Annotated in this window: 20 protein-coding genes, 1 tRNA gene and 1 pseudogene; 11 read left to right on the top strand and 11 right to left on the bottom strand. The window is 72.0% G+C overall.

Annotated elements, in window-relative coordinates:
* The first annotated feature begins 202 nt into the window (after positions 1–202).
* Together D7223_RS15800 and D7223_RS15795 are read left to right on the top strand one after the other, a co-directional pair.
* Complete coding sequence (locus D7223_RS15800; RefSeq protein WP_120729151.1) at positions 203–1,006, top strand: helix-turn-helix domain-containing protein; 804 nt, start codon at positions 203–205, stop codon at positions 1,004–1,006.
* Positions 997–1,179 carry a DUF397 domain-containing protein gene (locus tag D7223_RS15795; protein ID WP_120729150.1) on the top strand — a complete coding sequence of 61 codons (183 nt, stop codon included), beginning with the start codon at positions 997–999 and terminating at the stop codon, positions 1,177–1,179. The genes D7223_RS15800 and D7223_RS15795 overlap by 10 nt, the downstream gene beginning before the upstream one ends.
* Positions 1,180–1,281: 102 nt before the next feature.
* Here the strand turns inward: D7223_RS15795 and D7223_RS15790 are convergent, their stop codons facing one another.
* The gene (locus tag D7223_RS15790; RefSeq protein ID WP_120729149.1) at positions 1,282–1,791 is read right to left on the bottom strand and encodes a GNAT family N-acetyltransferase; all 510 of its coding nucleotides are present in this window, start codon (positions 1,789–1,791) and stop codon (positions 1,282–1,284) included.
* A gap of 26 nt (positions 1,792–1,817) precedes the next feature.
* Positions 1,818–2,075: a hypothetical protein gene (locus D7223_RS15785; protein ID WP_120729148.1), complete on the bottom strand. Its 258-nt coding sequence runs from the start codon at positions 2,073–2,075 to the stop codon at positions 1,818–1,820.
* Between the two features lie 207 nt (positions 2,076–2,282).
* On the opposite strand from D7223_RS15785, the gene D7223_RS15780 reads away from it, so the two are divergent.
* From D7223_RS15780 to D7223_RS15760, 5 genes are all read left to right on the top strand, one after another.
* Positions 2,283–3,293 carry an ice-binding family protein gene (locus tag D7223_RS15780; RefSeq protein WP_238162019.1) on the top strand — a complete coding sequence of 337 codons (1,011 nt, stop codon included), beginning with the start codon at positions 2,283–2,285 and terminating at the stop codon, positions 3,291–3,293.
* A 211-nt stretch (positions 3,294–3,504) separates the two neighbouring features.
* On the top strand, positions 3,505–5,277 hold the full coding sequence (locus D7223_RS15775) for a proline--tRNA ligase (RefSeq protein ID WP_120729147.1): 1,773 nt from the start codon (positions 3,505–3,507) through the stop codon (positions 5,275–5,277).
* Between the two features lie 47 nt (positions 5,278–5,324).
* The gene (locus D7223_RS15770; protein WP_120729146.1) at positions 5,325–5,750 is read left to right on the top strand and encodes a CBS domain-containing protein; all 426 of its coding nucleotides are present in this window, start codon (positions 5,325–5,327) and stop codon (positions 5,748–5,750) included.
* A 98-nt stretch (positions 5,751–5,848) separates the two neighbouring features.
* On the top strand, positions 5,849–6,277 hold the full coding sequence (locus D7223_RS15765) for a SufE family protein (RefSeq protein WP_120729145.1): 429 nt from the start codon (positions 5,849–5,851) through the stop codon (positions 6,275–6,277).
* Between the two features lie 20 nt (positions 6,278–6,297).
* Positions 6,298–6,933 carry a DsbA family oxidoreductase gene (locus D7223_RS15760; RefSeq protein WP_120729144.1) on the top strand — a complete coding sequence of 212 codons (636 nt, stop codon included), beginning with the start codon at positions 6,298–6,300 and terminating at the stop codon, positions 6,931–6,933.
* 51 nt (positions 6,934–6,984) lie between these two features.
* On the opposite strand, the gene D7223_RS15755 is transcribed toward D7223_RS15760, so the two are convergent.
* The 5 genes from D7223_RS15755 to D7223_RS15735 all read right to left on the bottom strand — a co-directional run bounded on the left by D7223_RS15755 (position 6,985) and on the right by D7223_RS15735 (position 9,841).
* Complete coding sequence (locus D7223_RS15755) at positions 6,985–7,533, bottom strand: YbaK/EbsC family protein (RefSeq protein WP_120729143.1); 549 nt, start codon at positions 7,531–7,533, stop codon at positions 6,985–6,987.
* A gap of 238 nt (positions 7,534–7,771) precedes the next feature.
* On the bottom strand, positions 7,772–7,966 hold the full coding sequence (locus tag D7223_RS15750) for a hypothetical protein (protein WP_120729142.1): 195 nt from the start codon (positions 7,964–7,966) through the stop codon (positions 7,772–7,774).
* A 9-nt stretch (positions 7,967–7,975) separates the two neighbouring features.
* Positions 7,976–8,788: an SDR family oxidoreductase gene (locus D7223_RS15745; RefSeq protein ID WP_120729141.1), complete on the bottom strand. Its 813-nt coding sequence runs from the start codon at positions 8,786–8,788 to the stop codon at positions 7,976–7,978.
* Between the two features lie 81 nt (positions 8,789–8,869).
* The gene (locus D7223_RS15740) at positions 8,870–9,517 is read right to left on the bottom strand and encodes a GAP family protein (RefSeq protein ID WP_120729140.1); all 648 of its coding nucleotides are present in this window, start codon (positions 9,515–9,517) and stop codon (positions 8,870–8,872) included.
* Positions 9,518–9,580: 63 nt separating this feature from the next.
* Positions 9,581–9,841, bottom strand: a complete 261-nt coding sequence (locus D7223_RS15735; RefSeq protein ID WP_120729139.1) for a hypothetical protein — start codon at positions 9,839–9,841, stop codon at positions 9,581–9,583.
* 223 nt (positions 9,842–10,064) lie between these two features.
* On the opposite strand from D7223_RS15735, the pseudogene D7223_RS15730 reads away from it, so the two are divergent.
* Positions 10,065–14,516: pseudogene (locus tag D7223_RS15730) on the top strand (cation-translocating P-type ATPase); the annotation flags it as partial.
* A gap of 385 nt (positions 14,517–14,901) precedes the next feature.
* Here the strand turns inward: D7223_RS15730 and D7223_RS15725 are convergent.
* On the bottom strand, positions 14,902–15,321 hold the full coding sequence (locus D7223_RS15725) for a CBS domain-containing protein (RefSeq protein ID WP_120729137.1): 420 nt from the start codon (positions 15,319–15,321) through the stop codon (positions 14,902–14,904).
* Between the two features lie 79 nt (positions 15,322–15,400).
* Positions 15,401–16,378: an L-threonylcarbamoyladenylate synthase gene (locus D7223_RS15720; protein WP_120729136.1), complete on the bottom strand. Its 978-nt coding sequence runs from the start codon at positions 16,376–16,378 to the stop codon at positions 15,401–15,403.
* A gap of 220 nt (positions 16,379–16,598) precedes the next feature.
* Here D7223_RS15720 and D7223_RS15715 point away from each other — a divergent pair, with 220 nt between their 5' ends.
* On the top strand, positions 16,599–17,789 hold the full coding sequence (locus D7223_RS15715; protein ID WP_120729135.1) for an alpha/beta hydrolase family protein: 1,191 nt from the start codon (positions 16,599–16,601) through the stop codon (positions 17,787–17,789).
* A gap of 202 nt (positions 17,790–17,991) precedes the next feature.
* Here the strand turns inward: D7223_RS15715 and D7223_RS32805 are convergent.
* Positions 17,992–18,066, bottom strand: a tRNA-Ala gene (locus D7223_RS32805).
* Positions 18,067–18,287: 221 nt separating this feature from the next.
* Here D7223_RS32805 and D7223_RS15710 point away from each other — a divergent pair.
* Both D7223_RS15710 and D7223_RS15705 read left to right on the top strand, forming a co-directional pair.
* Positions 18,288–19,514: a DNA cytosine methyltransferase gene (locus D7223_RS15710; protein ID WP_120729134.1), complete on the top strand. Its 1,227-nt coding sequence runs from the start codon at positions 18,288–18,290 to the stop codon at positions 19,512–19,514.
* A 14-nt stretch (positions 19,515–19,528) separates the two neighbouring features.
* Positions 19,529–20,335, top strand: coding sequence for a very short patch repair endonuclease (locus tag D7223_RS15705; protein WP_120729133.1), 807 nt, complete (start codon positions 19,529–19,531; stop codon positions 20,333–20,335).
* Here the strand turns inward: D7223_RS15705 and D7223_RS15700 are convergent.
* Positions 20,301–21,041 (bottom strand): Eco29kI family restriction endonuclease, encoded by a 741-nt coding sequence (locus tag D7223_RS15700; RefSeq protein WP_120729132.1) that lies wholly within the window; start codon positions 21,039–21,041, stop codon positions 20,301–20,303. The two genes, D7223_RS15705 and D7223_RS15700, sit on opposite strands and share 35 nt — an antisense overlap.
* Positions 21,042–21,615: the final 574 nt, after the last annotated feature.

Genomic DNA, 21,615 nt, shown 5'->3' with positions numbered 1-21,615 from the left:
GGTCGGTCGGGGCCGCCCCTGCACCGGGGGGATTCACGGGCGGCCCCGCGGCGGCACCGAGGGGGACGGCGCCGCCAGGTGACAGTCTGCTGAGGACGCCACTACTGTCGGAAGGCATCGACGCCGGCGCGGGAGCCGGTGGGGAGGCGTCGACGGCGGCGGGGGCCGCTCCCGCCGAAGCCGGGACGATCGTGGAGGAACTGTGGAAGGTGAGCCGACCTCGGCGCTGATCCGGGCCCAACTACGCCGGCTGCGACTCAACGCCGAGCTGAGTCAGGAGGAGTTCGGGAAGCTGGTCCACTACTCGGGTTCCCAGGTGTCGGCTGTGGAACTGGGCCAACGGCCGCTCGACCGGCTCTTCCTCGCCCGCGCCGACGAGGTGCTGGGCACCGGCGGCCTGCTGATGTCGCTACTCAAACTCGCCGAGCGCGACGGCCAGCCGAGCTGGCTGCGTCCCTGGCTCGACGCGGAGCGGGACGCCCGGCAGCTCCGTTGCTACCACCCCACGCTCATTCCCGGCCTGCTCCAGACGGAGCACTACGCGCGGGCGGTCATCCGGGCCGACGACATGCTCGGTGACGACGAGGTGGAGAAGCGGCTCGCCGTCCGGATGGACCGGCAGTCGGTCCTGGCTCGGCCCGACCCACCGAAGTTCGTGGCGGTGGTCGAGGAGGCGGTCCTCCGCCGGGCGGACGAGGGATTCCGGGGCATCCTGACGCAGCAGATCGCCCACCTGATCGAGTGGAGCGAGCGACCGCACGTCAGCGTGCACGTCATTCCGGTGGACAGCAGTGGGCATGTCGGGCTGGCCGGCCCGTTCACGCTGGCCCGGGGCGGCGACGGTGGCTGGGTCGGCCATCTGGAGAGCCAGTTGAGCGGCACGACCATCGACCGGGATGAGGAGGTCGCTATCCTGCTGGCGAGGTGGGAGAGCGTCCGCAGCGAGGCCCTGCCTCAGGGGCAGTCGGCGCGGCTGATGAAGGAAGTGGTGTCGTCATGGAGCTGAGCGGCGCAACCTGGCGCAAGTCCCGGCGCAGCGGCAATGGTGAGTGCGTCGAGGTGGCGGACGATCTGGCCGGGGTCGTCGGCGTCCGGGACAGCAAGGACCCGGCCGGTCCGGCCCTCACGTTCGATCCGCGCGCCTGGCGCGCGTTCGTCGACCACGCCAAGCGGTCCTGACCGGACTTCGCCCTTGATCGACTCGGCTTCCCTGATATCGGGGTGACCAAGCCGGCCGGACACCCCGATATCAGGGAAGCCGAGTGGATCTCGCGCCGCGGTTCAGCGCAGGTCGCGTCGCGGGTCGATCGCCCAGTGGTTCACCCGGAGGACGTGGCCGGCGAAGGGAAAATCCTGTTCGCCGACGAGCGTGAAGCCCAGCGTGCGGCAGATCCCGTTGGAGGCGGCGTTCGTCACGCCGGGGTAGGCGTGCACCCGCCCCCAGCGGTTCTCGTCACGTGCCTGTTCGAGCAGCGCCCGGACGGCTCGCTTGCCCAGTCCGCGCCCCTGGAACTCCGGCAGCACCATCCAGCCGATCTCGGAGACCGGCTCGCCGTCGTGCTCGTACGCCCAGATCGTCACGGTGCCCGCCACGACGGCGGGATCGGCGGCGTCGGGCACGATCATCTTGATCCATTCGTCGCCCGCCGCCGCGCTGTCGACGTCCCGCCGCACCTTCGCTGCCATGCCCTCCTCGGGCAGCGGTCCGCCCAGCTCGGCCATCATCACCGGGTCACAGCGCATCCGGACGTACGCGCCGACGTCACCGGGTTCGACATCGCGCAGGATCACGGCACTCTCCCTCGCCACGGGCGGCACTACCAGCCCTTGCGGAACATCGTCCAGGCCGTTCCGGCCGTCACCGCCAGCCCGGCCAGGACCGCGAGCGGAACGGATCCCGCGCCGAAGGAACTGGACCGGCCCAGGCCGGAAGAGTAGACGAAGGCGCCGAACAACGCGCCCACCAGTAGGCCGAGGGCGATGGCCAGTGCCGGCCGCCCGGCACCCCACGACCGCGCCGGCTCCTTGCGTACCCCGGCCGGCGCCTGCCGGTCGGAACCGTCTGCGATGGACATGCCGGCCCGATACCCCGTCGCCCGACCGGTGACACGCGGGGCGCACCTCGGTCGCTCGGGGTCCTCGGCGTAGGTGCGAAATTTCTTTCACACCATTTGATGTTGGTATATGTGCAAAAGTCCGATTACCTATATCTGGACATGTGTGACCTGGACGGGGCCGCTGTCGTCGCGGCGCCGCCCAGGCACGCCATGAGAGGGCACATCGTGACTGTCATTCCCGTTCGTCATCGTCGTGGCCGCCGGCGGCTGGTCACACCGGCGCTCGCGGCCATCTTCGCCGCCGGTACGGCCGCCGCCGTGCTGATCGTCAGTGGTACCGGCGCCAGCGCGCAACCGGCCCCGGTCGGCCTGGGCACGGCCGCGAACTTCTCCGTGCTGGCCGGCTCCACCGTGACCAACACCGGTCCGAGCTTCCTGGCGCAGAGTCTCGGCGTCAGCCCCGGCAACACCGCCACGGGCTTCCCGCCGGGCACCGTCGCCGGCGAGATCCACCTGGCCGACGCGGTCGCGCTCCAGGCGAAGAACGACCTGACCACCGCCTACAACGACGCCGCCGGGCGGACCCCGTTCACCGTCCTCCCGGCGGAACTCGGCGGCACCACGCTAGTCCCGGGCGTCTACCGGATCGGCGCCGCCCAGCTGACCGGCACGCTGACGCTGAACTCGCAGAACAACCCGGCGGCGGTGTTCATCTTCCAGATCGACTCCACCCTGGTCACCGCCTCGAACAGCAGCGTCGTGTTCATCAACGGCGCCTCGCCGTGCAACGTCTACTGGCAGGTGGGCAGCTCGGCCACCATCGGCACGGGCACCCGGTTCGTGGGCAACATCCTGGCCCTGGCCTCGATCACCATGAACACCGGCGCGACCCTCCAGGGCCGGGCGCTGGCCCGTACCGGTGCGGTCACCCTCGACAACAACACCATCAACGCCCCGGTCTGCCTGCAACCGACCGGCACCCCCACCACGACCCCGACCGGAACGCCGACCGGGCAACCCACCGTCACGCCGACGGGAACGCCGACGGGAACGCCGACCGGCACACCCACCGGCACGCCGACCGGCACGCCGACCGGTCAGCCCACCGGCACCCCCACCGGTCAGCCCACCGGCACGCCGACCGGTCAGCCCACCGGCACCCCCACCGGTAAGCCGACCCGTACCGCGCTGCCGGTCACCGGTGAGAGCGGTGGTGGGACGCTGGTGCCGTACTGACGGGTCTCGGCACCGTCGCGGTCACCGTCGGCGCGGCCCTGCTCCTGCTCTACCGGCGCCGGACCTCGTAGTCCTGATCGGAGGGACCCCGGCGGCCGGTGACGGCCGCCGGGGTCGCGGTCCCTGGCACCCGGCGACCGCGCGGGCAGGGCCGGACGGCCCGCACGCTAAACGGATCGCCGGGGTCAGGCCATCGCCGTACGCTGCGGCAATGCTGTTGCGCATGTCGACCCTGCTGCTCCGCACCCTGCGCGAGGACCCGGCCGACGCGGAGGTGCCGAGCCACCGGCTGCTGCTCCGCGCCGGCTACGTCCGGCGGGCCGCACCGGGCGGCTACACCTGGCTGCCGCTGGGCAAACTGGTGCTGGACCGGGTCACCGAGGTGATCCGGCAGGAGATGACCGCGATCGGCGACCAGGAGGTGCACTTCCCGGCGCTGCTGCCGGCGGAGCCCTACCGGACCAGCGGGCGGTGGACGGAGTACGGCGACGACATCTTCACCCTCGCCGACCGGCGCGGCGCGGAGCACCTGCTCGCCCCCACCCACGAGGAGTTGGCGGCGCTTCTGGTCAAGGACCTCGTCACGTCCTACCGGGACTTCCCGGTGACCCTCTTCCAGATTCAGACCAAGTTCCGCGACGAGGCCCGCCCCCGCGCCGGCCTGCTACGCGGACGTGAGTTCCTGATGAAGGACGCCTACTCGTTCGACCTGGACGAGTCGGGTCTGGCGGCGGCGTACGACCGACACCGCGCGGCGTACCAACGGATCTTCACGCGGCTCGGCCTGGAGCACACCGTCGTGCACGCCGTGTCCGGTGCGATGGGCGGCTCGGCGTCGGAGGAGTTCCTGGCCGCCGCCGAGGTCGGCGAGGACACCTACGTCGGCTGCACCGCCTGCGACTACGCGGCGAACACCGAGGCGGTGACCACCCCCGCCCCGGCGGCCTCCGATCCCGACGCGCCGCCGGCCGCCGAGGTGCACGACACCCCGGAGACGCCGACCATCGCGTCCCTGGTCGACCTGGCCAACGCCCGCCGCCTCGCCGGTCGGGCCGACTGGACCGCCGCCGACACCCTGAAGAACGTGGTGCTGGCCGTCCGCCGGCCCGGCGCGGAGCAGCCGGAACTACTGGTGGTCGGGTTGCCGGGGGACCGGGAGGTGGACCTGAAGCGGGTGGCGGCGGCACTCGCCCCGTCGAGCGTGGCGGTCTTCGACGCCTGGGACGCCCACCCGGAACTGGTCCGCGGCTACCTCGGTCCGCAGATCCTGGCCAAGCTCGGCGTGCGCTACCTGGTCGATCCCCGGGTGGCGCCCGGCACCGCGTGGCTGACCGGCGCCAACGAACCGGGCCGACACGCGACCGACGTGGTGTGCGGGCGGGACTTCACCCCCGACGGCACCATCGAGGCGGCCGAGGTCCGCCCCGGCGACCCCTGCCCGGCCTGCCACGCCGGCGAGCTGACCACGCGGCGGGGCATCGAGATCGGGCACATCTTCCAGCTCGGCCGCCGCTACACCGACGCGTTCACCGTCGACGTGCTCGGCCCGCGGGGCAAACCGGTCCGGCCCACCATGGGCTGCTACGGCATCGGCGTGTCCCGGGCGGTCGCGGCCATCGCCGAACAGCACCACGACCAGCGGGGACTGGTGTGGCCGGCGGCGGTCGCCCCCTGCGACGTACACCTGATCGCCGCCGGGAAGGGCCCGCAGCTCGACGCGGCGCTGGAGCTCGGCGGACGCCTCGCCGCCGCCGGGCTGCGCGTGCTGGTCGACGACCGCACCGGAGTCTCGGCCGGGGTGAAGTTCACCGACGCCGAGCTGATCGGCATCCCGCGCGCCGTCGTGGTCGGCCGCCGTCTCGCCGAGGGGTACGCGGAACTGCGTGACCGGGCCACCGACGAACGGCTGGAGGTGCCGGTCGACGGTCTGGTGGAACATCTGGTCGATGTGACGAACGCCCGACGTGGTGTAGTGACTACGTGACGGGGTAACGCATCCCGATCGGGTGCAATGCGACACGGAGGACTCTCATGACCGGTTACCGGGTCAGTGACGTGATGACCAAGCAGGTCATCTATCTGTCGGCGGAGACGCCGCTGGACGAGGCGGCGCGGGTGATGAAAGAGGCGGACATCGGCGACGTGGTCGTCACCGAGGGCGCCACCCTCGCCGGCATGCTCACCGACCGGGACATCGTGGTCCGCGCGGTGGCCGAACGCAGCGACCCGGGCACCACCACGATCGGTTCGATCGTCACCCGTGAGGTGGTCATGATCGAGCAGCACTGCACCGCGCAGGAGGCGGCGTCGCTGATGCGCGAGCGGGGCGTACGCCGGGTGCTGGTCTGCGACAGCGACCGGAAGCTGGTCGGCATCGTCTCCCTCGGCGACCTCGCCATGCAGCTGGACCCCCAGTCGGCCCTGAGCGAGATCAGCGAGCAGGCCCCCACCGTGTGAGGTGTAAGGAAGGGCCCCTTCTTAACGCCTACGGTAGAGGAAGGGCCCCTTCTTAACACCCCGAGCCGGGTCGGACCGGCCGGCGGTAGCCTGGCGTGATGCCCGAGATGCCGACCCGCCTGGCCGAGATCGTCGACGAGTTCGCCGCCGCGCCCCGCGACGTGGTGCTGGAGATGCTGCTGGAGTACGCGGACGTCATCCCGCCCCTCCCGGCCGAGCACGCCGGCCGGGAGGGCATGGAACAGGTGCCCGAGTGCCAGACGTCGTTCTTCCTGCGCGCCCGGGTGACCCCGGAGAAGACGGTGGAGACGCTGTTCGACTGCCCGCCCGAGGCGCCGACCACCCGCGCGTTCGCGGGCATCCTCGCCGAAGGGCTGGACGGTGCGTCACCGGAGCAGGTGCTCGCCGTCCCGGACGACCTCTACCAGCGGATGGGGCTGGCCCAGGCGATCTCCCCGCTCCGGGTGCGCGGCGGCACCGCGATCCTGGGCCGGCTGAAGCGGCAGGTCCGGGAACAGATCAGCTGACCAGGGGGTTGTCACCGGTCATGGAGATCGAGATCTACGCCGACGTGGTCTGCCCCTGGTGCTACATCGGCAAGCGTCGGCTGGAGCAGGCGCTGGAGTCGTACGACGGTGATGTCACCATCCGTTACCGTCCCTTCCAGCTCGACCCGTCGCCGGTGTCCGAGCCCCGCCCACTGATCGAGGCGATGGCCGACAAGTTCGGCGGTCGGGACCGGGCCCGGCAGATGTTCGGGCAGGTCAGCGACGTGGCTGCCGGAGTCGGTCTGAAGCTCGACTTCGACCGGGCCGTCGCGGCCAACACCTTCGACGCGCACCGACTCGTCTCCTGGGCGACCGACCAGGGCCGGGCCGCCGACCTGGTGGACGTCCTCTACCGGGCCTACTTCACCGACGGGGTCGACGTCGGCTCCCGGGACGCGCTCGCCGGACTCGCCGGCGAGGTCGGCCTGGACGCGGCGTCGGCCCGCCGATTTCTCGACTCCGACGAGCGGGTGGCCGAGGTCCGCGCGGAGCTGGCCGCCGCCCGGCAGCTCGGCGTGACGAGCGTGCCGACCTTCGTGCTCGCCGGCAAGTACGCGGTCACCGGCGCCCAGGAGCCGGAGACCCTGCTCGCGGCACTCACCGAAGTGCACCGCCGCGAGTCCGAGACGCACTGACATCGACGCGGGTGATGTTTCACGTGCAACGACATCGACATCGATGACGACCTAGGCCGGCCGGGCCAGGCCCTCCAGGACCCGCGCGCCGGGCAGCGCGCCGAGCGCCGGACCCGGAATCGCGATCTTGCTGTGCCGTACGCCGGAACCGATGATCACGTGCGGGGCGGCGATCACCCGCGAGTCCACCAGGATCGGCCACTGCTCCGGCAGTCCGATCGGGGTGATGCCGCCGTACTCCATGCCGGTCAGCTCGACCGCCTCCGCCATCGGCGCGAAGCTCGCCTTGCGTACGTCCAGCTCCCGACGGACCACGCCGTTCACGTCGGCGCGGGTGGTCGCGAGGACGATGCAGGCGGCGTACCGCACGGCGCCCTCCCGCTTGCCGGCCACCACCACGCAGTTGGCCGAAACGTCCAACCCCACGTCGTACGCGGCACAGAAGGCGGCCGTGTCGGCCAGGTCGGCGTCGATCGGCGCGACCAGCACGTCGTCCACGTCGACCGGGGCGTCAGCGGGCCACTGCGCGAGCGCGGCGGCGACCGGCGGGGCCAGCAGGTCGAGCCGGGCGCGGGCGGGTTCGGTCTTCAGCGTCCCCATCACAGCTGCGATCCTCGCACCCGCCGCCGCGCTGCGCCCGTCGGGTGGCGCCGCGCCCGTGCCGTACTGGCCCCGCGCCGGTGCCGTGCTGGCCCCGCGCCCGTGCCGTGCTGGCCCCGCGCCCGTGCCGTGCTGGCGCCGCGCCCGCGCCGCCCTGGTGCCGTGCTGGCGCCGTCGGGGCGTTAAGAAGGGGCCCTTCCTCTACCGCAGGCGTTAAGAAGGGGCCCTTCCTTACACCTCAGCTGTCGGTGAGGAAGCTGTTGTCGCGGAGCAGGGCACGGTCGCGGGCGGCGGCCAGTTCCTCCGCCCGCTCCGCCTGGACCCGGCGGATCTCCATCTCGTCGAAGGCGTGCCGGATCGCCAGGCGGATCACGCCGTAGAGGAAGACGAACCCGAAGACGTACAGGATCACGGTGGTGACCAGGGCCAGCATGGGGCCAGGTTAGGCAGGACGTGAATCCGTACGCGACTCATCTTGCGCCGTTCCCCCGTACGTGTCGGCCAGGTGTTCCGCCCAGGTCCGGGTGCCCCGGGGCGTCGCGTCGGTGACCAGTCCACGGTCGCGCAGGGAACGCCCGAGCCGGCCGGGGATCCGGATCGGCAGCAGCGGCCGGCGGGACCGGCGGGCCGCGTTCCAGGTGCGTACGGCCTCGTCGTAGCGGATCACCTCCGGCCCGCCGTACTCCTCGACGTCGCGCAGGGGGCCGGCGGTGAGCCGGGCGACCAGCCGGTCCGCGACGTCGCGGGGGTCGACCGGCTGGGCGAGCACCGCCCGGTCCCCGATGACCGGGCCGAGCCTGCTCGCGCCGCGCAGCATCTCGTCGAGGAACCCGGGGAACTGGGTGGCCCGCAGCACCGTCCACGGCACCGTCCCGGCGGCCACCACCCGCTCGGCGGCGAGCTTGTGCCGGTAGTACGGGATCGGCACCCGATCTACGCCGACGATCGAGACGAAGACCAGATGACGTACGTCCGCCTGACCGGCCGCCATCACCAGCCGGCGGGTGCCGAGCACGTCGACCTCGTGGGTACGCCGCCCCGGGCTGGGTGCGGAGGCGAGGTGCAGCACGGCGTCCATCCCGGTCACCGCGGCGGGCAGGCCGGCACCCGTGGACAGGTCCGTCACCACCCACTCCACGTCCGGGTCGGTTCGCGGCCGGCGGCTCGTCGCCCGTACCGCCCAGCCCTCCGTCAGCAGCCGGGGCAGCACCACCCGACCCAGCCGCCCGCCCGCACCGGTCACCAGGACCCGCATCGTCCCCACCTCCGTCGCCCAACGGTGTCGCCGCCGACCTGACGAGGGGAAGCCGACCGGCGTGACCGGCTGTGCGGGCGATCACCTCGCCAGGTCGACCAGGGTGAGCGCCAGGAAGAACACGATGACCGCCTCGCTGACCACCCAGGCGTGCCGCTGGGCCTGGTCCCGGATGCGCGGCAGCACCGTCTCGGCCCGGTGGCCGAGCAGCACCAGCGCCAGCAGCGGCAGGGCAAGGAACGCCAGCGTCAACACGATGAACGGCAGCAGGTGCCACCAGGGCAGGTCGTGGCGGGCGGCGGTCGCCCCGACGGTGATCATGGTCAGGTCGTCCGAGGGCATCGCGAGGAAAAGCAGCACGCCCAGCTTCAGTGCGTACCCCGGGCCGGCCTCCTGGAGCCGCCCCATCCACTTCGGGGTACCGGCGGTGTGCCGGCGTAGGAACACCAGCACCGCCAGGACCACCAGCAGCACCAGCACGACCTGGTCGATGCGGGTCTCCACGGCGCTCCGCCCACCGTGGCCCCCGCCACCACCGGCTCCGACCTTCACGGCCCGGGTGACCAGCCAACTCGCCGTCACCCCACCGGTGACCACCAGGCCGGCGCCGGCCAGGAAGCCCAGCGAGGCGGCGCGCGGCCGGTCCGCCGAGGCGAGGAACACCGCCGCGACGAGCTGCGTACCGGCGACCATCACCACGGCCATCGGAAGGATGGTCAGGAAGTTCATCGCCCACCATCCTCGCCGCCCGGTCGTCGGGGCCGGGTCGGTTCACGTCGGACGGCGTACCGGTCAGGCCGCCTCCAGCGCCTCGCCCACACCCTTGGCCAGTCCGGAGAGGTGCTGGTCGGCGAGGACGTGACCGGCCGTGATAACCAGCGCCAGCGGCCACTCGATGACCTGGAGCGCGGCGAGCACCCCGATGCCCGCGTAGTAGGCGAGCTTGTCCGGTGGCGGGATCGCCACCTCGCCCAGCACCGGGATGTCCATCCGCCGGCTGAACATCCGGATCGTCTCGTGCGTGCCACTCAACTGCCGGGTCACCGTGCTCATCCCAACCTCCCCGTCGACGCGTGCCGCTACGGCCACCGGGTTCCACCGGCAAAGCCGTCCATGCCTGCCGGAGCCGGTCGAACTTTCCGCCGCCCCCGGGGCATAACGGACGGCGCGCCGGGAAGCCAGGCCGCCGGAGCCGAGGCGCGGGAGGCGAGATGTCGGACGGCAGGAACAGCAGCGTCGGAGGGCCTGGCCGGCACCTGTCCGGTCGTACGCCTCGATGACCTCGCTGGGCCGCGTCGCCGGCCACCTGCTCCCGCCGGTCGCCGTGCCGCACCTGGTGGGGGAGGCGGCCCGGAACGCGGGCACCGCGGCGGTCCGGCTGGCCCGCGTCGCCGGCCTGACCAAGCGGCGGGTGTGGTCCCGGCCCGGCCGGCACCACATCGAGGTGCACGGCGTCTGCCAGGACGGCGGTGACACCCTCGCCCGGCAGGTCGAGGCGGCGCTGGAGCGGCTGCCGGGGGTGGCCTGGGCCCGGGTGAACGCGCCCTCCGGTCGGGTTGTCGTCGCGGTACGGCAACCGGAGCCGCGACTGCGCGACCTGATCGCCACCGTCGCCCGTACCGAGCGGACCTGCCCACACGAACCAGACCCGGACGTCCCGCCGCCGCACCCGCCGGAGGACGGCCCCCGGACGCCCCGCACCCTCGGCGCGCTCGCGTCCGACGCGCTCGGCCTGAGTATCTCGGCCGCCACCCGGATCCTGCCGTTCACCCCGGTGCCCGGGGAGGTCGCCGGCCTGTTGGGCGCCGTCGACCTGCATCCACGGCTGCACGCGCTGGCCGACCGGGGACTTCGCGCCGACCCGCGCGCCGACCTGATCTTTCCGCTCGCCGAGGCGGTCGTGCAGGGCCTGACCGGGGGGTGGGCCGGCATCGTGCTGGACGGCGCGCAACGCGTCGTGCTGTGGGGCGAGGCGCGGGCGCACCTGCGCGCGTGGTCGAAGGCGGAACCCCGGCTGACCGGTGAACCGGACCGCGCCGTCGCCCGCAACCCCGACGGCCAGCGCCCCCGGCCGAAGCCCGACGGGCCGATCGAGACGTACGCCCAGCGGGTCCTGGCCGCCGGTGCGCTGGCCGCGGCGGCCGCGGCGCCGCTGGTGGGTGGGAAGCGGGCCGCCGCCGTCGGGCTCTCCGCGCTGCCCAAGGCGCCCGGCTCCGGGCGGGAGGGGTACGCGGCGCAGCTCGGCAACCTGCTGGCCCGGCGCGGTGTGATCGCCATGGACCGGGCGGCACTGCGGGGGCTGGACCGGATCGACACGCTGGTGTTGGACGCCGCCGTCCTCGGCTCCGACCGCGGGGTGCTCGCCGACCTCGCCCCGCTCGACGGTGCCGACGCCGGTACGGTGGCCGCCCACGCCTTCGCCCTGTTCGACGCGGAGTCCCCGGACCGGCCCCGGGAGGCCGACGGTTGGCGGCTCGCCCCGCTGGACGAGCTGCACGCCGCCGACCCGGGGGACACGCCGGAGAGCACCCGGCTGCGTACGGCGGGCGGACGGCTGCTCGGCCTCGCCCACGCCGGCCGGCTGGCGGCGCTGCTGCGGGTGGGCAGCGAGGCCGCACCGGGCGCGGACGTCCTGCCCGCCGCCGCCCGGCGGGCCGGCCTGCGCCTGGTGGTGGCCGGTGCCGACCCCGACCGGTACGGCTTCGCCGACGCCGTGCTGCCCGGTGGTCCGGATCTCGCCGGCACCGTCCGGGACCTGCAGCGGGGCGGCGCGGTCGTGATGCTCGCCAGCGCCGACCGGGCCGCGCTCGCGGCGTCCGACTGCGGGCTGGGGATGGCCGGGCCGGACGACCCACCGCCGTGGGGCGCACACCTGCTGGTCGGCGACGATCCCCGGGTGGCGGCACTGGTCGTGGAGGCCGCCGGGGTGGCCCGGCGGATGACCGCCCAGAACATCCGGCTCGCCCTCGCCGGCGCCGGTCTCGGCGCGCTCTCCGCGTTCACCGCCGACCCGCGCCTGCTGCCCAACCGGTCCCTGGCCGCGGTGAACGGGGCCGCCGCGCTGGCGTTCGCGCACGGTGTGTGGCGTGCCCACCACCTGCCCGACCCGACCGCCACGCCGATCCCGCGGGCCGCCGTACCGTGGCACCTGATGCCGTCCGCGACGGTGCTCGACCACCTGGCCAGCGGGCCGCACGGACTGGACAGCGCCGAGGCGGCCCGCCGTCGGGGTGCCACCGGCGGCACCGGACCCGGCTCGTCCAACCTGCTCCGGGTGTTCCTCGACGAGCTGGCCAACCCGCTGACCCCGGTCCTGGCCGCCGGCGCGGTGTTGTCCGCGTCGTTCGGCTCGCCCGTAGACGCGGCCCTGGTCGGCGGCGTCGTCGGCGGGTCGGCGCTGGTCGGCGCGATCCATCAGCGCAACACCGAACGGTCGCTGGCGGAGCTGCTGTCCCGCTCGGCGGTCACCGCCCGGGTCCGGCGGGACGGCATCGAGCGGGTGGTGTCCGCCGAGGACCTGGTGCCCGGCGACGTCGTCCTGCTGGAGCCCGGTGACGCCGTACCGGCCGACTGCCGGGTGCTGGAGGCCGCCGGTCTGGAGGCGGACGAGTCCTCCCTCACCGGCGAGTCGCTGCCGGTGGGTAAGGCACCCGACCCGGTCGCCGCGTCCGACCTGGCCGAGCGAACCTCGATGCTGTACGAGGGCACCACGGTGGCCGCCGGGCACGGCACGGCCGTGGTGGTCGCCACCGGCGCCGACACCGAGGCGGGCCGGAGCATGGCCCTGGCCCGGCAGTCAGCCATCCCCAGCGGGGGTGTGGAGGCCCGGTTGGGCGGGCTGACCAGCAAGTCCGTGCCGCTGGCGCTGGGTGCCGCGGTGGCGGTCGCCGGTGCCGGACTGGCTCGGGGCGTACCCCTGGCGCAGACCGCCGCGACCGCCGCGAACCTGGCGGTCGCCTCGGTGCCGGAAGGACTGCCGTTCCTGGTCAGTGCCGCCCAGTTGGCCGCCGCCCGGCGGCTGGCCGAGCACGGGGCGCTGGTCCGCAACCCGCGCACCATCGAGGCCCTCGGTCGGGTGGACGTGCTCTGCTTCGACAAGACCGGCACGCTGACCGAGGGCCGGCTGGTGCTCTCCGGGGTTGGCGACGGCGACCGGTACGCCCCCGTCGACCGGCTCGACGAGCACCTGCGTACGGTCCTGGCGGTGGCACTGCGGGCCACCCCCGCCGCCGACGACCCGGAGCAGTTGCCGGAGCAGACCGACCGGGCGGTACGCCGGGCCGCACGGGACGTCGGCGCGGTCGAGGAGACCGGGGCGGCGGCGTGGCAGCAGGTCGGGGTGATGCCGTTCGAGCCGTCCCGCGGTTATCACGCCGCCGTCGGCACCTCCGACGGTGGACTGCTGCTCAGCGTGAAGGGCGCACCGGAGACGGTGCTGCCCCGGTGCGTGAGCCGGCGTACCGACCGGGGGGTGCAGCCGCTGGACGAGACCGGTCGGCAGGCGCTGCACCGGGACCTGGACCGGCACGCCGGTGCCGGGCAGCGGGTCCTGGCCATCGCCGAACGCTCGGTCGATGACCAGTCGATCACCGACGACGCCGTACGCGGCCTGACGTTCGTGGGGATCCTCGCCCTCGGCGACGGGATCCGGGCCAGTGCCGCACCGGCCGTGGCGGCGATCCGGCGGGCCGGCGTGCACACCATCATGATCACCGGCGACCATCCCGCCACCGCCGAGGCCATCGCCTCGGTGATCAGCGACGGGGACGGGCAGCGGGTGGTCAACGCCGCCGACCTCGACGACCTGGACGACGAGGCGCTGGGGGAACGGCTGGTCGACACCGACGTGGTGGCCCGGTGCACGCCCGCCCACAAGGTGCGGATCATCCAGGCGTTGCAGGCGTGCGGCCGAACCGTGGCGATGACCGGTGACGGTGCCAACGACGCCCCGGCCATCCGGCTCGCCGACGTCGGTATCGCCCTCGGTCAACGGGGCACCCCGGCCGCGCGGGCCGCCGCCGACCTGGTGGTGATGGACGACCGGCTGGAGACGATCATCGCGACCCTGGTCGAGGGCCGGGCCATGTGGTCGTCGGTCCGGCACGCGCTGAGCATCCTCGTCGGCGGCAACCTCGGTGAGATCGCCTTCAGCATCGTCACCGCCGCCGCCACCGGCCGTTCCGCGCTCAACGGGCGACAGCTGCTGCTGGTCAACCTGCTCACCGACCTGGCGCCGGCGCTGGCCATCGCGGTCCGGCCACCCCGCCCGGAGAACAACGAAGCCCTGCTGCGGGAGGGTCCGGACACGTCGCTCGGCACCACCCTGGACCGGGAGATCGCGCTGCGGGCCACATCGACGACCCTCGGCGCGACCGCCGGCTGGATGCTGGCCCGCTGGACCGGCCGGCAGCGGCGGGCCTCCACGGTGGCGCTGGTGTCCCTGGTCGGTACGCAGCTCGGCCAGACCGTGCTCGCCGGTGGCGCCACCCCCGCCGTCCTGCTCTCCACCGCCGGCTCGGTGGGCGTCCTGGTGGCCGTCGTGCAGACCCCGGGACTCAGCCACTTCTTCGGCTGCACCCCGCTCGGCCCGGTCGGGTGGTCCATCGCCACCGGCTCCGCACTCGGCGCCACCCTGGCCAACAGCGGCATCGCCCGGCTCGTGGAACGGCTGCCGCAGCCACCGGCGGGGACCGGCACCGAGCTGCTCGACCGGGTGAAGCTTCTCCGGCCGGACCTGCTCGGCCACCCGGACCTGCTCGGCCGCCTGCACCTGTGGCCCACCGGCCCCGCGCGCTCCGGCGACGGCGACGGCGACGGTCACCGGGGCGACGGCGACATCGGACCGACACCGGACGGTCACCACCACGCCGACCGGTCCCAGCCGGCGGGCGACACGGATCGCTCGGCCTGAGGGCCCGCCCTTCTCGCGCTCGATCGGGGCACCCCCGCGCACGGGCCGGTCGGTCACGGGTACCGGTCGACTTCGGAGGTGAGTGGCGTGACCGAGCACGCGGACGTGACATTCATCGGCACCGCCACCACGGTGCTGCGGCTCGCCCCCGGTTAACGCCTGGCGTTGTACCGGGGGCCCCTCTTAACAACGATCGAACCGGTCAGCCGTGCTCGGAGATGGCCTCGATGAGGTCACCGACCGGGCGCTCCGGCAGCGAGCGGGCCACGTCGGCGACCGCGACGATGCCGACGAGGTCGTGGCCGTCGATCACCGGCAGCCGGCGTACCTTGTGCTGGCTCATCGTGCGCAGGATCGCCGCGGCGTCGTCGTCCGCGCCGATGGTCACCGCCTTGCCCTGGGCCAGTTCGCCGGCGGTGACGATGCCCGGGTCGCGGCCCTCGGCGAGCACCTTCACCACGATGTCGCGGTCGGTCAGCATGCCCTTGAGCCGGCTGTCGTCCCCGCAGATCGGCAATGAGCCGACACCCAGTTGGGCCATCTGCTTCGCGGCCGTGCGGAGGTCGTCCTGCTCACGGACACAGGTCACGTCGGTCGTCATGATCTCGCGTGCGGTCGGCATGGGGTGACACCTCACTTCCGGGGGTGGGTTGCTACCGGTTCTCCTACCCCGGCGACTCGCCGTCATGCACCGGTGAACCTCAATCCCACGTGGCGGCGGCGCGGCGCAGCCGGTCGTTGACCGCCCGACCGACACCGATCTCCGGCACCGGCTCGACGACGATCTCGTCGACCCCGGTGCGGTCCAGCTCGTGCAGCGCGTCGAACAGCCGCGCCGCCGCCTCGGTCAGGTCGCCGGTCGGGGAGAGCACCTCCACCGCCGTCCAGTCACCCGCCGGGCGGTCCCGGAAGGCCAGGAAGCCACGCCGGCCTCCGCGCGCCGCCGCCGGCTCCGGCCCGGACACCAACCGCAGCGGCGTACGCGGCGCGTAGTGCGCCGCCAACGCTCCCGGCGCGACCGGCTGCCCGGAGCTGCCCAGGCGTACGGTCACCGGGCCGGTGACCTCCTCCAACGCCTCCACCGGCAGCGCACCGAGGCGCAGCACCACCGGCCGGTCGCCCCGGGCGTCCACGATGGTCGACTCGATCCCGCAGCGGGTCGGCCCACCGTCGAGCACCACATCCACGGCACCGCCCAACCCCCGTACGACGTGTTCCGCCCGAGTGGGGCTGAGCTGCCCGAACCGGTTGGCGCTCGGCGCCGCCACCGGCACTCCGGCCGCCGCGATCAGCGCCCGCGCGTGCGCGTCGTCCGGCACCCGCACCGCCATCGTCGCCAGGCCGGACGTCACGATCGGTGGTACCACCGCCGGCCGGTCCACGATCAACGTCAGCGGGCCGGGCCAGAACCGGTCCGCCAACGCGGCCACCGCCGGCGGCACCGCGCCGACCAGCTTCTCCAGGTCCGCCGCGTCGGCGAGATGGCTGATCAGCGGGTCGAAACTGGGCCGCGCCTTCGCCTCGAAGATCCGGGCCACCGCCCGCGCGTCCAGCGCGTTCGCGCCCAGGCCGTAGACGGTCTCGGTGGGAAAGGCCACCAACCCGCCGGTACGCAGGACGGAGGCGGCATCGGCGATGCCGCTGCCGGCCGGGAGTACGCGCGGGGTTTCGGTGCTCACCCCTGCGACGCTAGCCTGCCGGCCTTGGCGACCGGCGCCCGGTGGCCGCGGCCCACTCCTCGGCGAGGGCCACGACGGTCTGGTCTGAGCGGGGCACGCGCACCGGCGTAGGGCAGCGGGCTGTCGGATCAGCGGCACAACGGCGTGGCCCGCGAGCATACGCTGGTTGGCGGCGCGGGAGACGCCGCTGCCAGAACGGCCGCACGGCGAGGAGCCCCCCGTGACCGACGCGACGTCCGACGAGATCCGACCCGCCGCCCTCACCCCACCGTCCACCTGCGCCCTCGGCTGGCAGCCCAGCGCCCTGGCCCCCGTCTTCTGGGGCTGGCGCGAATACGGGCCGGCCGACGCCGCGCCCACCCGGGTACGGGTGTTCCACCCGAGTATCGACCCCACCCCGAACACGGCGCAGCTGCTCAGCGGCTGCGGAAAATATCCGTTGATCGTGTTCGCCCACGGCAACTGTGACCAGGACACCAACCACTACCAGCGCTGGTTCCGCACCCCGGCGGCGCTGGCCCGCTGCGGGTACATCGTCGCCGTGCCCGAGCTGCCGGACATCCACGTGCACCCCGCCCGGAGCCCCGGCACCCAACAGGTACTCGCCAACACCGTCACCTGGATGCGGCAGGGCTGGCCCGGGAAGGCGGTGCTGCTTCCCGCCGGGAAGACCGGCCTGGCCGGCCACTCGTACGGGGCGCTGCACGCCGGCATCCTCGCCACCCGCATCCAGGTCGCCGCCGTCGCCTCGCTCAGCGGGGTGTGGAACGACTGGCAGTCCAGCTACGGCACCAAGCCCATCCACCAGGGCGCCGTGCCTCGCCTGCTGACCTGGGGTGTCGACGACTTCGACGCCACCCTCGACGCCCCGACCTGGAACGCCATCGCCAAACCCAGACACCGCGCCGTCTACGGCGGAGCCGACCACTACGACTACTTCCCGTACAACCAGAACCTGCCTTGCCGCACGAGCAGTGGGCCATGTCCCCACGTCGGCATCGCCACCGACGACCTGCTCATGATGTTCTTCGGCAACTACCTGCCGCCGGAGCTGTGGCCCGACCTGCCCGGCCGCATTCCCAACAACCTCGTCCCGCCGCCGCTGAACCTCACTCCCGAGCAGGCCTTTTTCGCCGGCGGTCACCTCAACGGCCTGACCACCTTCAACGCCACCTCCTCGTGCAGTGTCTCCCTCTCGGTGGAGCTGCCGTTGGACAAGACCGTCCCGCACGTCCGCGAGATGCTGCGCCCGCAGGCCGACCAGGCCGTACGGAGCGCCGGTCTGGTGCCCGTCTTCACCGGGTCGAGCAGTTCGAGCGCGTGGGTGGCGAGCCAGTCCCCAGCGGGCGGGACGAAAGTGATCGCGGACAGCACGGTCTCCATGACCATGCAGAGCGGCCCGCTCCCGTAACGACGAGCGGTGGGGTCACCTGGCCTCGACGGCCACCCGCGACGCACTCAAGCGGCTGGGACGACCAGAGCGCCTCGCGGTTGACATCGACAGGGTGACCGGGGATCAGCTCGGCGAGGGCGTCGGCGAGGTACCTCGCTGCCGTACCGGCCCCGATTGCGCCATCAGAGACCCTGATCATGGCCGCTGACCTGCGGATGAGTGGAGCCCAGGGGACTCGAACCCCTAACCCCCTGCCTTGCGAAGATCAAGCCGCTTGTCGGCCGGCGTCGGCTACTGCGGTTGTCGGCTCGCGCCGGCGTATGACCGGCTTGGTCTGCTGACTTGGCTGTACGGATGGCTGTACAGCCATCCGTAGCGTTGGTGGCGTCCCCGCTCGCTCGCGCTTGCAGATCATCACTCCGCTGCTCCGCTCTGCTCAGCGAAGATCTTGGAGTGTCACGCATAACACGCACATACGATCGAGACCTCGATCAAGATCCGCGGTATTGTTTCCCAATGACTAGCCGCACGAAGTCGACTGCCAAGCGTGGGCCAGGCGTCGGCACCAGCATCGAACTTTTCACGGGCGGTGGCGGGCTGGCCCTGGCCATGCACGAGGCGGGTTTCCGCCACCTGCTGGCGGTCGAGCTGGAACGGCGTGCGTGCGGGACTCTGCGGGCGAACGGCGCCGTAGATTACGAAGACGGTTCCCCTCTACCCAAATCGCTGGCCGACCGATGGCCCCTTCGACAGGGCGACGTGCGGGAGGTTAGCTTCGACCGTTGGTCGGACGAGGTCGACGTGGTAGCCGGCGGGGTGCCTTGTCAGCCGTGGAGCCTCGGTGGAGCGCACAAGGGCTTCGATGATCCGCGCAACCTTTGGCCCGAGTTGTTCCGGTGCGTGCGAGAAACCCGGCCGCGAGCGATCGTGGCGGAAAACGTCAAGGGTCTGCTGCGGCCATCCTTCAAGCCGTACTACGAGTACATCCTTCGGGAACTGTCGGCGCCGTTCGAACAGCGGGTGGATGGCGAGGACTGGCACGATCACGACAAGCGCCTGGTCAAAGCGCTTCGCGCCAACGACGCTCACCTAACGGAGCGGTACGACGTCAAGTACAAGCTGGTCAACGCCGCCAACTACGGCGTGCCGCAGATGCGCTGGCGGGTGTTCGTCGTCGCCTTCCGTAAAGATCTCGGGCTGGCTGACTGGCAGTTCCCGGAGGCGACTCACTCAGAGCTCGCTCTACAGCATGCTCAGGACAGCGGCGAGTACTTCGAGGAGCACGGCATCTCCATGCGCGATGAATTGCTGCCCGAGGTGCTGCCTGTGCACGACAGCAAGCCTCGTTGGCGGACGCTGCGGGACGCGACACGGGATCTTCCGGAACCAGTCGGTGACTACGTTGAGCACCCTGATTGGCTGCACCATGTTGGTTGGCCCGGCGCGCGCCAGTACCCGGGACACACTCCTAATGACCTGGATCGTCCGGCGAAGACCGTCAAAGCGGGAGTCCACGGTGTGCCCGGTGGTGAAAGTGTCGTGCGACTCGATGACGGATCGATCCGCTACATGACGGTTCGAGAGACGGCCCGGGTGATGACCTTCCCGGATAGCTGGCGGCTCGACGGGCCTCGCGGTGAGCAGATGCGTCAGCTCGGCAACGCGGTCCCCGTGCAACTCGGACGCGTGATGGCAGATTCCGTCGCTAAGGCACTCAAGCAGGCCACAGGCGAGAAGGCATAGGCGATAATCACTTCATGGCCACACAGTGGCGGGATGCGCCGCCGATCGAGTCCGCATGGCGGCCGTTGAAGGGCATCACGGCCAGCGAACGAGCTGAGGAGCAGGACGTCGCTGCTGGTGGTCGGGAGAAGAGACTCTTGCTCGCCGCCTCTGGCAGGTCTGTGCTGGCGTCGATTTACCTGCGTCTGCCGCCGAAGTCACGGCGTGTGTACGCCTACCTTCGCTGGCCGGAGGGACGGAAGACGCGGGAGCGGTATGTCTGTCAGGTCAGCCACGAATCCAGGGAGGAGAACCTCGCGGAGGCCTGGCGGCGGGCCTTGAGCACGGGGCTCGATTCGCCGCGGCAACCGAAGAAGGTCGCGCAGTCGTGGGCTTCGTCCCCTGCCGTGCGTAGCGTGATGCGAGCCAACCGGTCCCGCGACACTCGTCCGGAACTGGCCCTTCGTTCGGCTGTCCACGCTCTGGGGCTGCGATACCGGGTGGACCGGCAACCGCTGGCAGGCTTGCGGCGCAAGGCGGACCTCGTCTTCGCCGGTCCGCGAGTGGCCGTATTCGTAGACGGATGTTTTTGGCACGGCTGCCCCGAGCACTACCGGCCGTCGACCCGCAACAGCGAGTTTTGGTCAAGCAAGGTGGAGGGAAACCGACAGCGCGACGCTGAGACAGACCACCGGCTAACCACCGCAGGCTGGCGGGTGATTCGCATCTGGGAACACGAGGACACCCAGCTGGCCGCGGAGCGAGTGGCTCAGGCTGTACTCGCCATACGCTCCCCCGACACTGCGACTACCGATCCCGAGACAACTCCTCGTCATCGATGAGTGCCTCCTGGACCATGGCCACCTCAACCTCGACACCAACGACCGGCACCACATCCAGGTCAGGGACCCCGGACTCTGAGAGATGAGCACGGACATCGTATTGAAGCTGGTGAACACTCTTTTTCGCCTCGGGACGCTTCGCCGCCCATGCCCGGCCTGGATGCAGCATGTCCCACAGCGATCGGGCCTGCGCCGTTCGGCCTTTGCCGGGGTCATGGTTGCCAAAACCGTCAATGAGCACGTTCCAGACTGGTCGGTAGTGGCCAATCAGGAGCGCCTCTGCAAGCGGCACCCAGATGTCGTCTGCGACGAGGTAGCGGCATCGGAAGTCCGCCAAGCGCAGCCCCGGCTCGCCCTGCTTGATGCTGTGCTCCTCGGCCAATTGCACCGACCTGGCGTGCTGCTTCAGCCGAGTGAATAGAGCGGGCTCACTCGTTGTGCTATGCAGGCCCAGTGCTCCCTGCCTGGCGCCGGGGGCGCTGGCACGACCAACGTAGATCGGAATCTCCCCAGCCTCGCAGGCTGGCGGCGCGATCAGCCGGTACAGTTCGAGCGAGCCCACGTAGTAGATCGCGTAAAGACCGGCACCGGCGAAGGGTGTCTCCGGCGGAAGCGGACTCAGCGGCCTCGCAAGCAGCGCACGCTCCACGCTCTTACCCAACTCGACACGGTCGAGAGGGTTGTATGGCTGCACTCGCTCCCACATGGAGGCGAGGTTAGCGCCCCATGATCTTCCTGCATAGATCGCAGCGCCGCAGCCGTGACCTCGCCTGAAACCGGACGGCCGCTTCGTCGGTAGCTCCTAGCGGTGTGATCGGATCTCCTCGTCGCGCAGTTGTAGACCGTCCAGCCTCCCCGGGCGGGTACAAGGTGGAGCGCCTCACCAGCCGAACGACCTTGGCCCGTCCGGGGAGGCTGGACGCCCTTGTGGTGCCCGGCGAGGTGATCCGCCCCGGCCGATCTCTGAGGAGGGCCGGGGTTCGGGGCGGAGCCCTGAGGCCTTCAAAGTTTTGTCGTCTGAGAGCCGCCGGCCGGCCCGGCCGATGCCGGCCGAAGGTCGCCAGCAGGCCGGGGCCGGGCCGGCGCGGCCCGCTTGCGGGCCGCCTTGATCCTATAAGAGGGCAATTCGGCAGTGCGGCCGTATGGTGTCCGTGCTGTACCCTCCATGTTGGAAGCGATGAAAGCTCGACCGACGCGTAGCCCTCCCTCATCGGACAGGCTGCGTAGGACAACCGACGGCCCAAGGGCCTTCGACGTCCGAAGCCGGGAACCGCTGACAC

This window comes from Micromonospora endolithica (assembly GCF_003626595.1).
GTDB lineage: Bacteria > Actinomycetota > Actinomycetes > Mycobacteriales > Micromonosporaceae > Micromonospora > Micromonospora endolithica.
Note: the sequence above shows the minus strand (reverse complement) of the source record. Positions and strands in the feature narration are given on the sequence as shown.

Bases quoted from the DNA above. Each gene is read 5' to 3' on its own strand.
- D7223_RS15705 (WP_120729133.1), top strand. From the start codon at position 19,529: ATGGCCACACAGTGGCGGGATGCGCCGCCGATCGAGTCCGCATGGCGG.
- D7223_RS15700 (WP_120729132.1), bottom strand. From the start codon at position 21,041: ATGTGGGAGCGAGTGCAGCCATACAACCCTCTCGACCGTGTCGAGTTG.
- D7223_RS15750 (WP_120729142.1), bottom strand. From the start codon at position 7,966: ATGCTGGCCCTGGTCACCACCGTGATCCTGTACGTCTTCGGGTTCGTC.
- D7223_RS15765 (WP_120729145.1), top strand. From the start codon at position 5,849: ATGCCCGAGATGCCGACCCGCCTGGCCGAGATCGTCGACGAGTTCGCC.
- D7223_RS15795 (WP_120729150.1), top strand. From the start codon at position 997: ATGGAGCTGAGCGGCGCAACCTGGCGCAAGTCCCGGCGCAGCGGCAAT.
- D7223_RS15735 (WP_120729139.1), bottom strand. From the start codon at position 9,841: ATGAGCACGGTGACCCGGCAGTTGAGTGGCACGCACGAGACGATCCGG.
- D7223_RS15710 (WP_120729134.1), top strand. From the start codon at position 18,288: ATGACTAGCCGCACGAAGTCGACTGCCAAGCGTGGGCCAGGCGTCGGC.
- D7223_RS15770 (WP_120729146.1), top strand. From the start codon at position 5,325: ATGACCGGTTACCGGGTCAGTGACGTGATGACCAAGCAGGTCATCTAT.
- D7223_RS15785 (WP_120729148.1), bottom strand. From the start codon at position 2,075: ATGTCCATCGCAGACGGTTCCGACCGGCAGGCGCCGGCCGGGGTACGC.
- D7223_RS15725 (WP_120729137.1), bottom strand. From the start codon at position 15,321: ATGCCGACCGCACGCGAGATCATGACGACCGACGTGACCTGTGTCCGT.
- D7223_RS15755 (WP_120729143.1), bottom strand. From the start codon at position 7,533: ATGGGGACGCTGAAGACCGAACCCGCCCGCGCCCGGCTCGACCTGCTG.
- D7223_RS15760 (WP_120729144.1), top strand. From the start codon at position 6,298: ATGGAGATCGAGATCTACGCCGACGTGGTCTGCCCCTGGTGCTACATC.
- D7223_RS15775 (WP_120729147.1), top strand. From the start codon at position 3,505: ATGCTGTTGCGCATGTCGACCCTGCTGCTCCGCACCCTGCGCGAGGAC.
- D7223_RS15740 (WP_120729140.1), bottom strand. From the start codon at position 9,517: ATGAACTTCCTGACCATCCTTCCGATGGCCGTGGTGATGGTCGCCGGT.
- D7223_RS15745 (WP_120729141.1), bottom strand. From the start codon at position 8,788: ATGCGGGTCCTGGTGACCGGTGCGGGCGGGCGGCTGGGTCGGGTGGTG.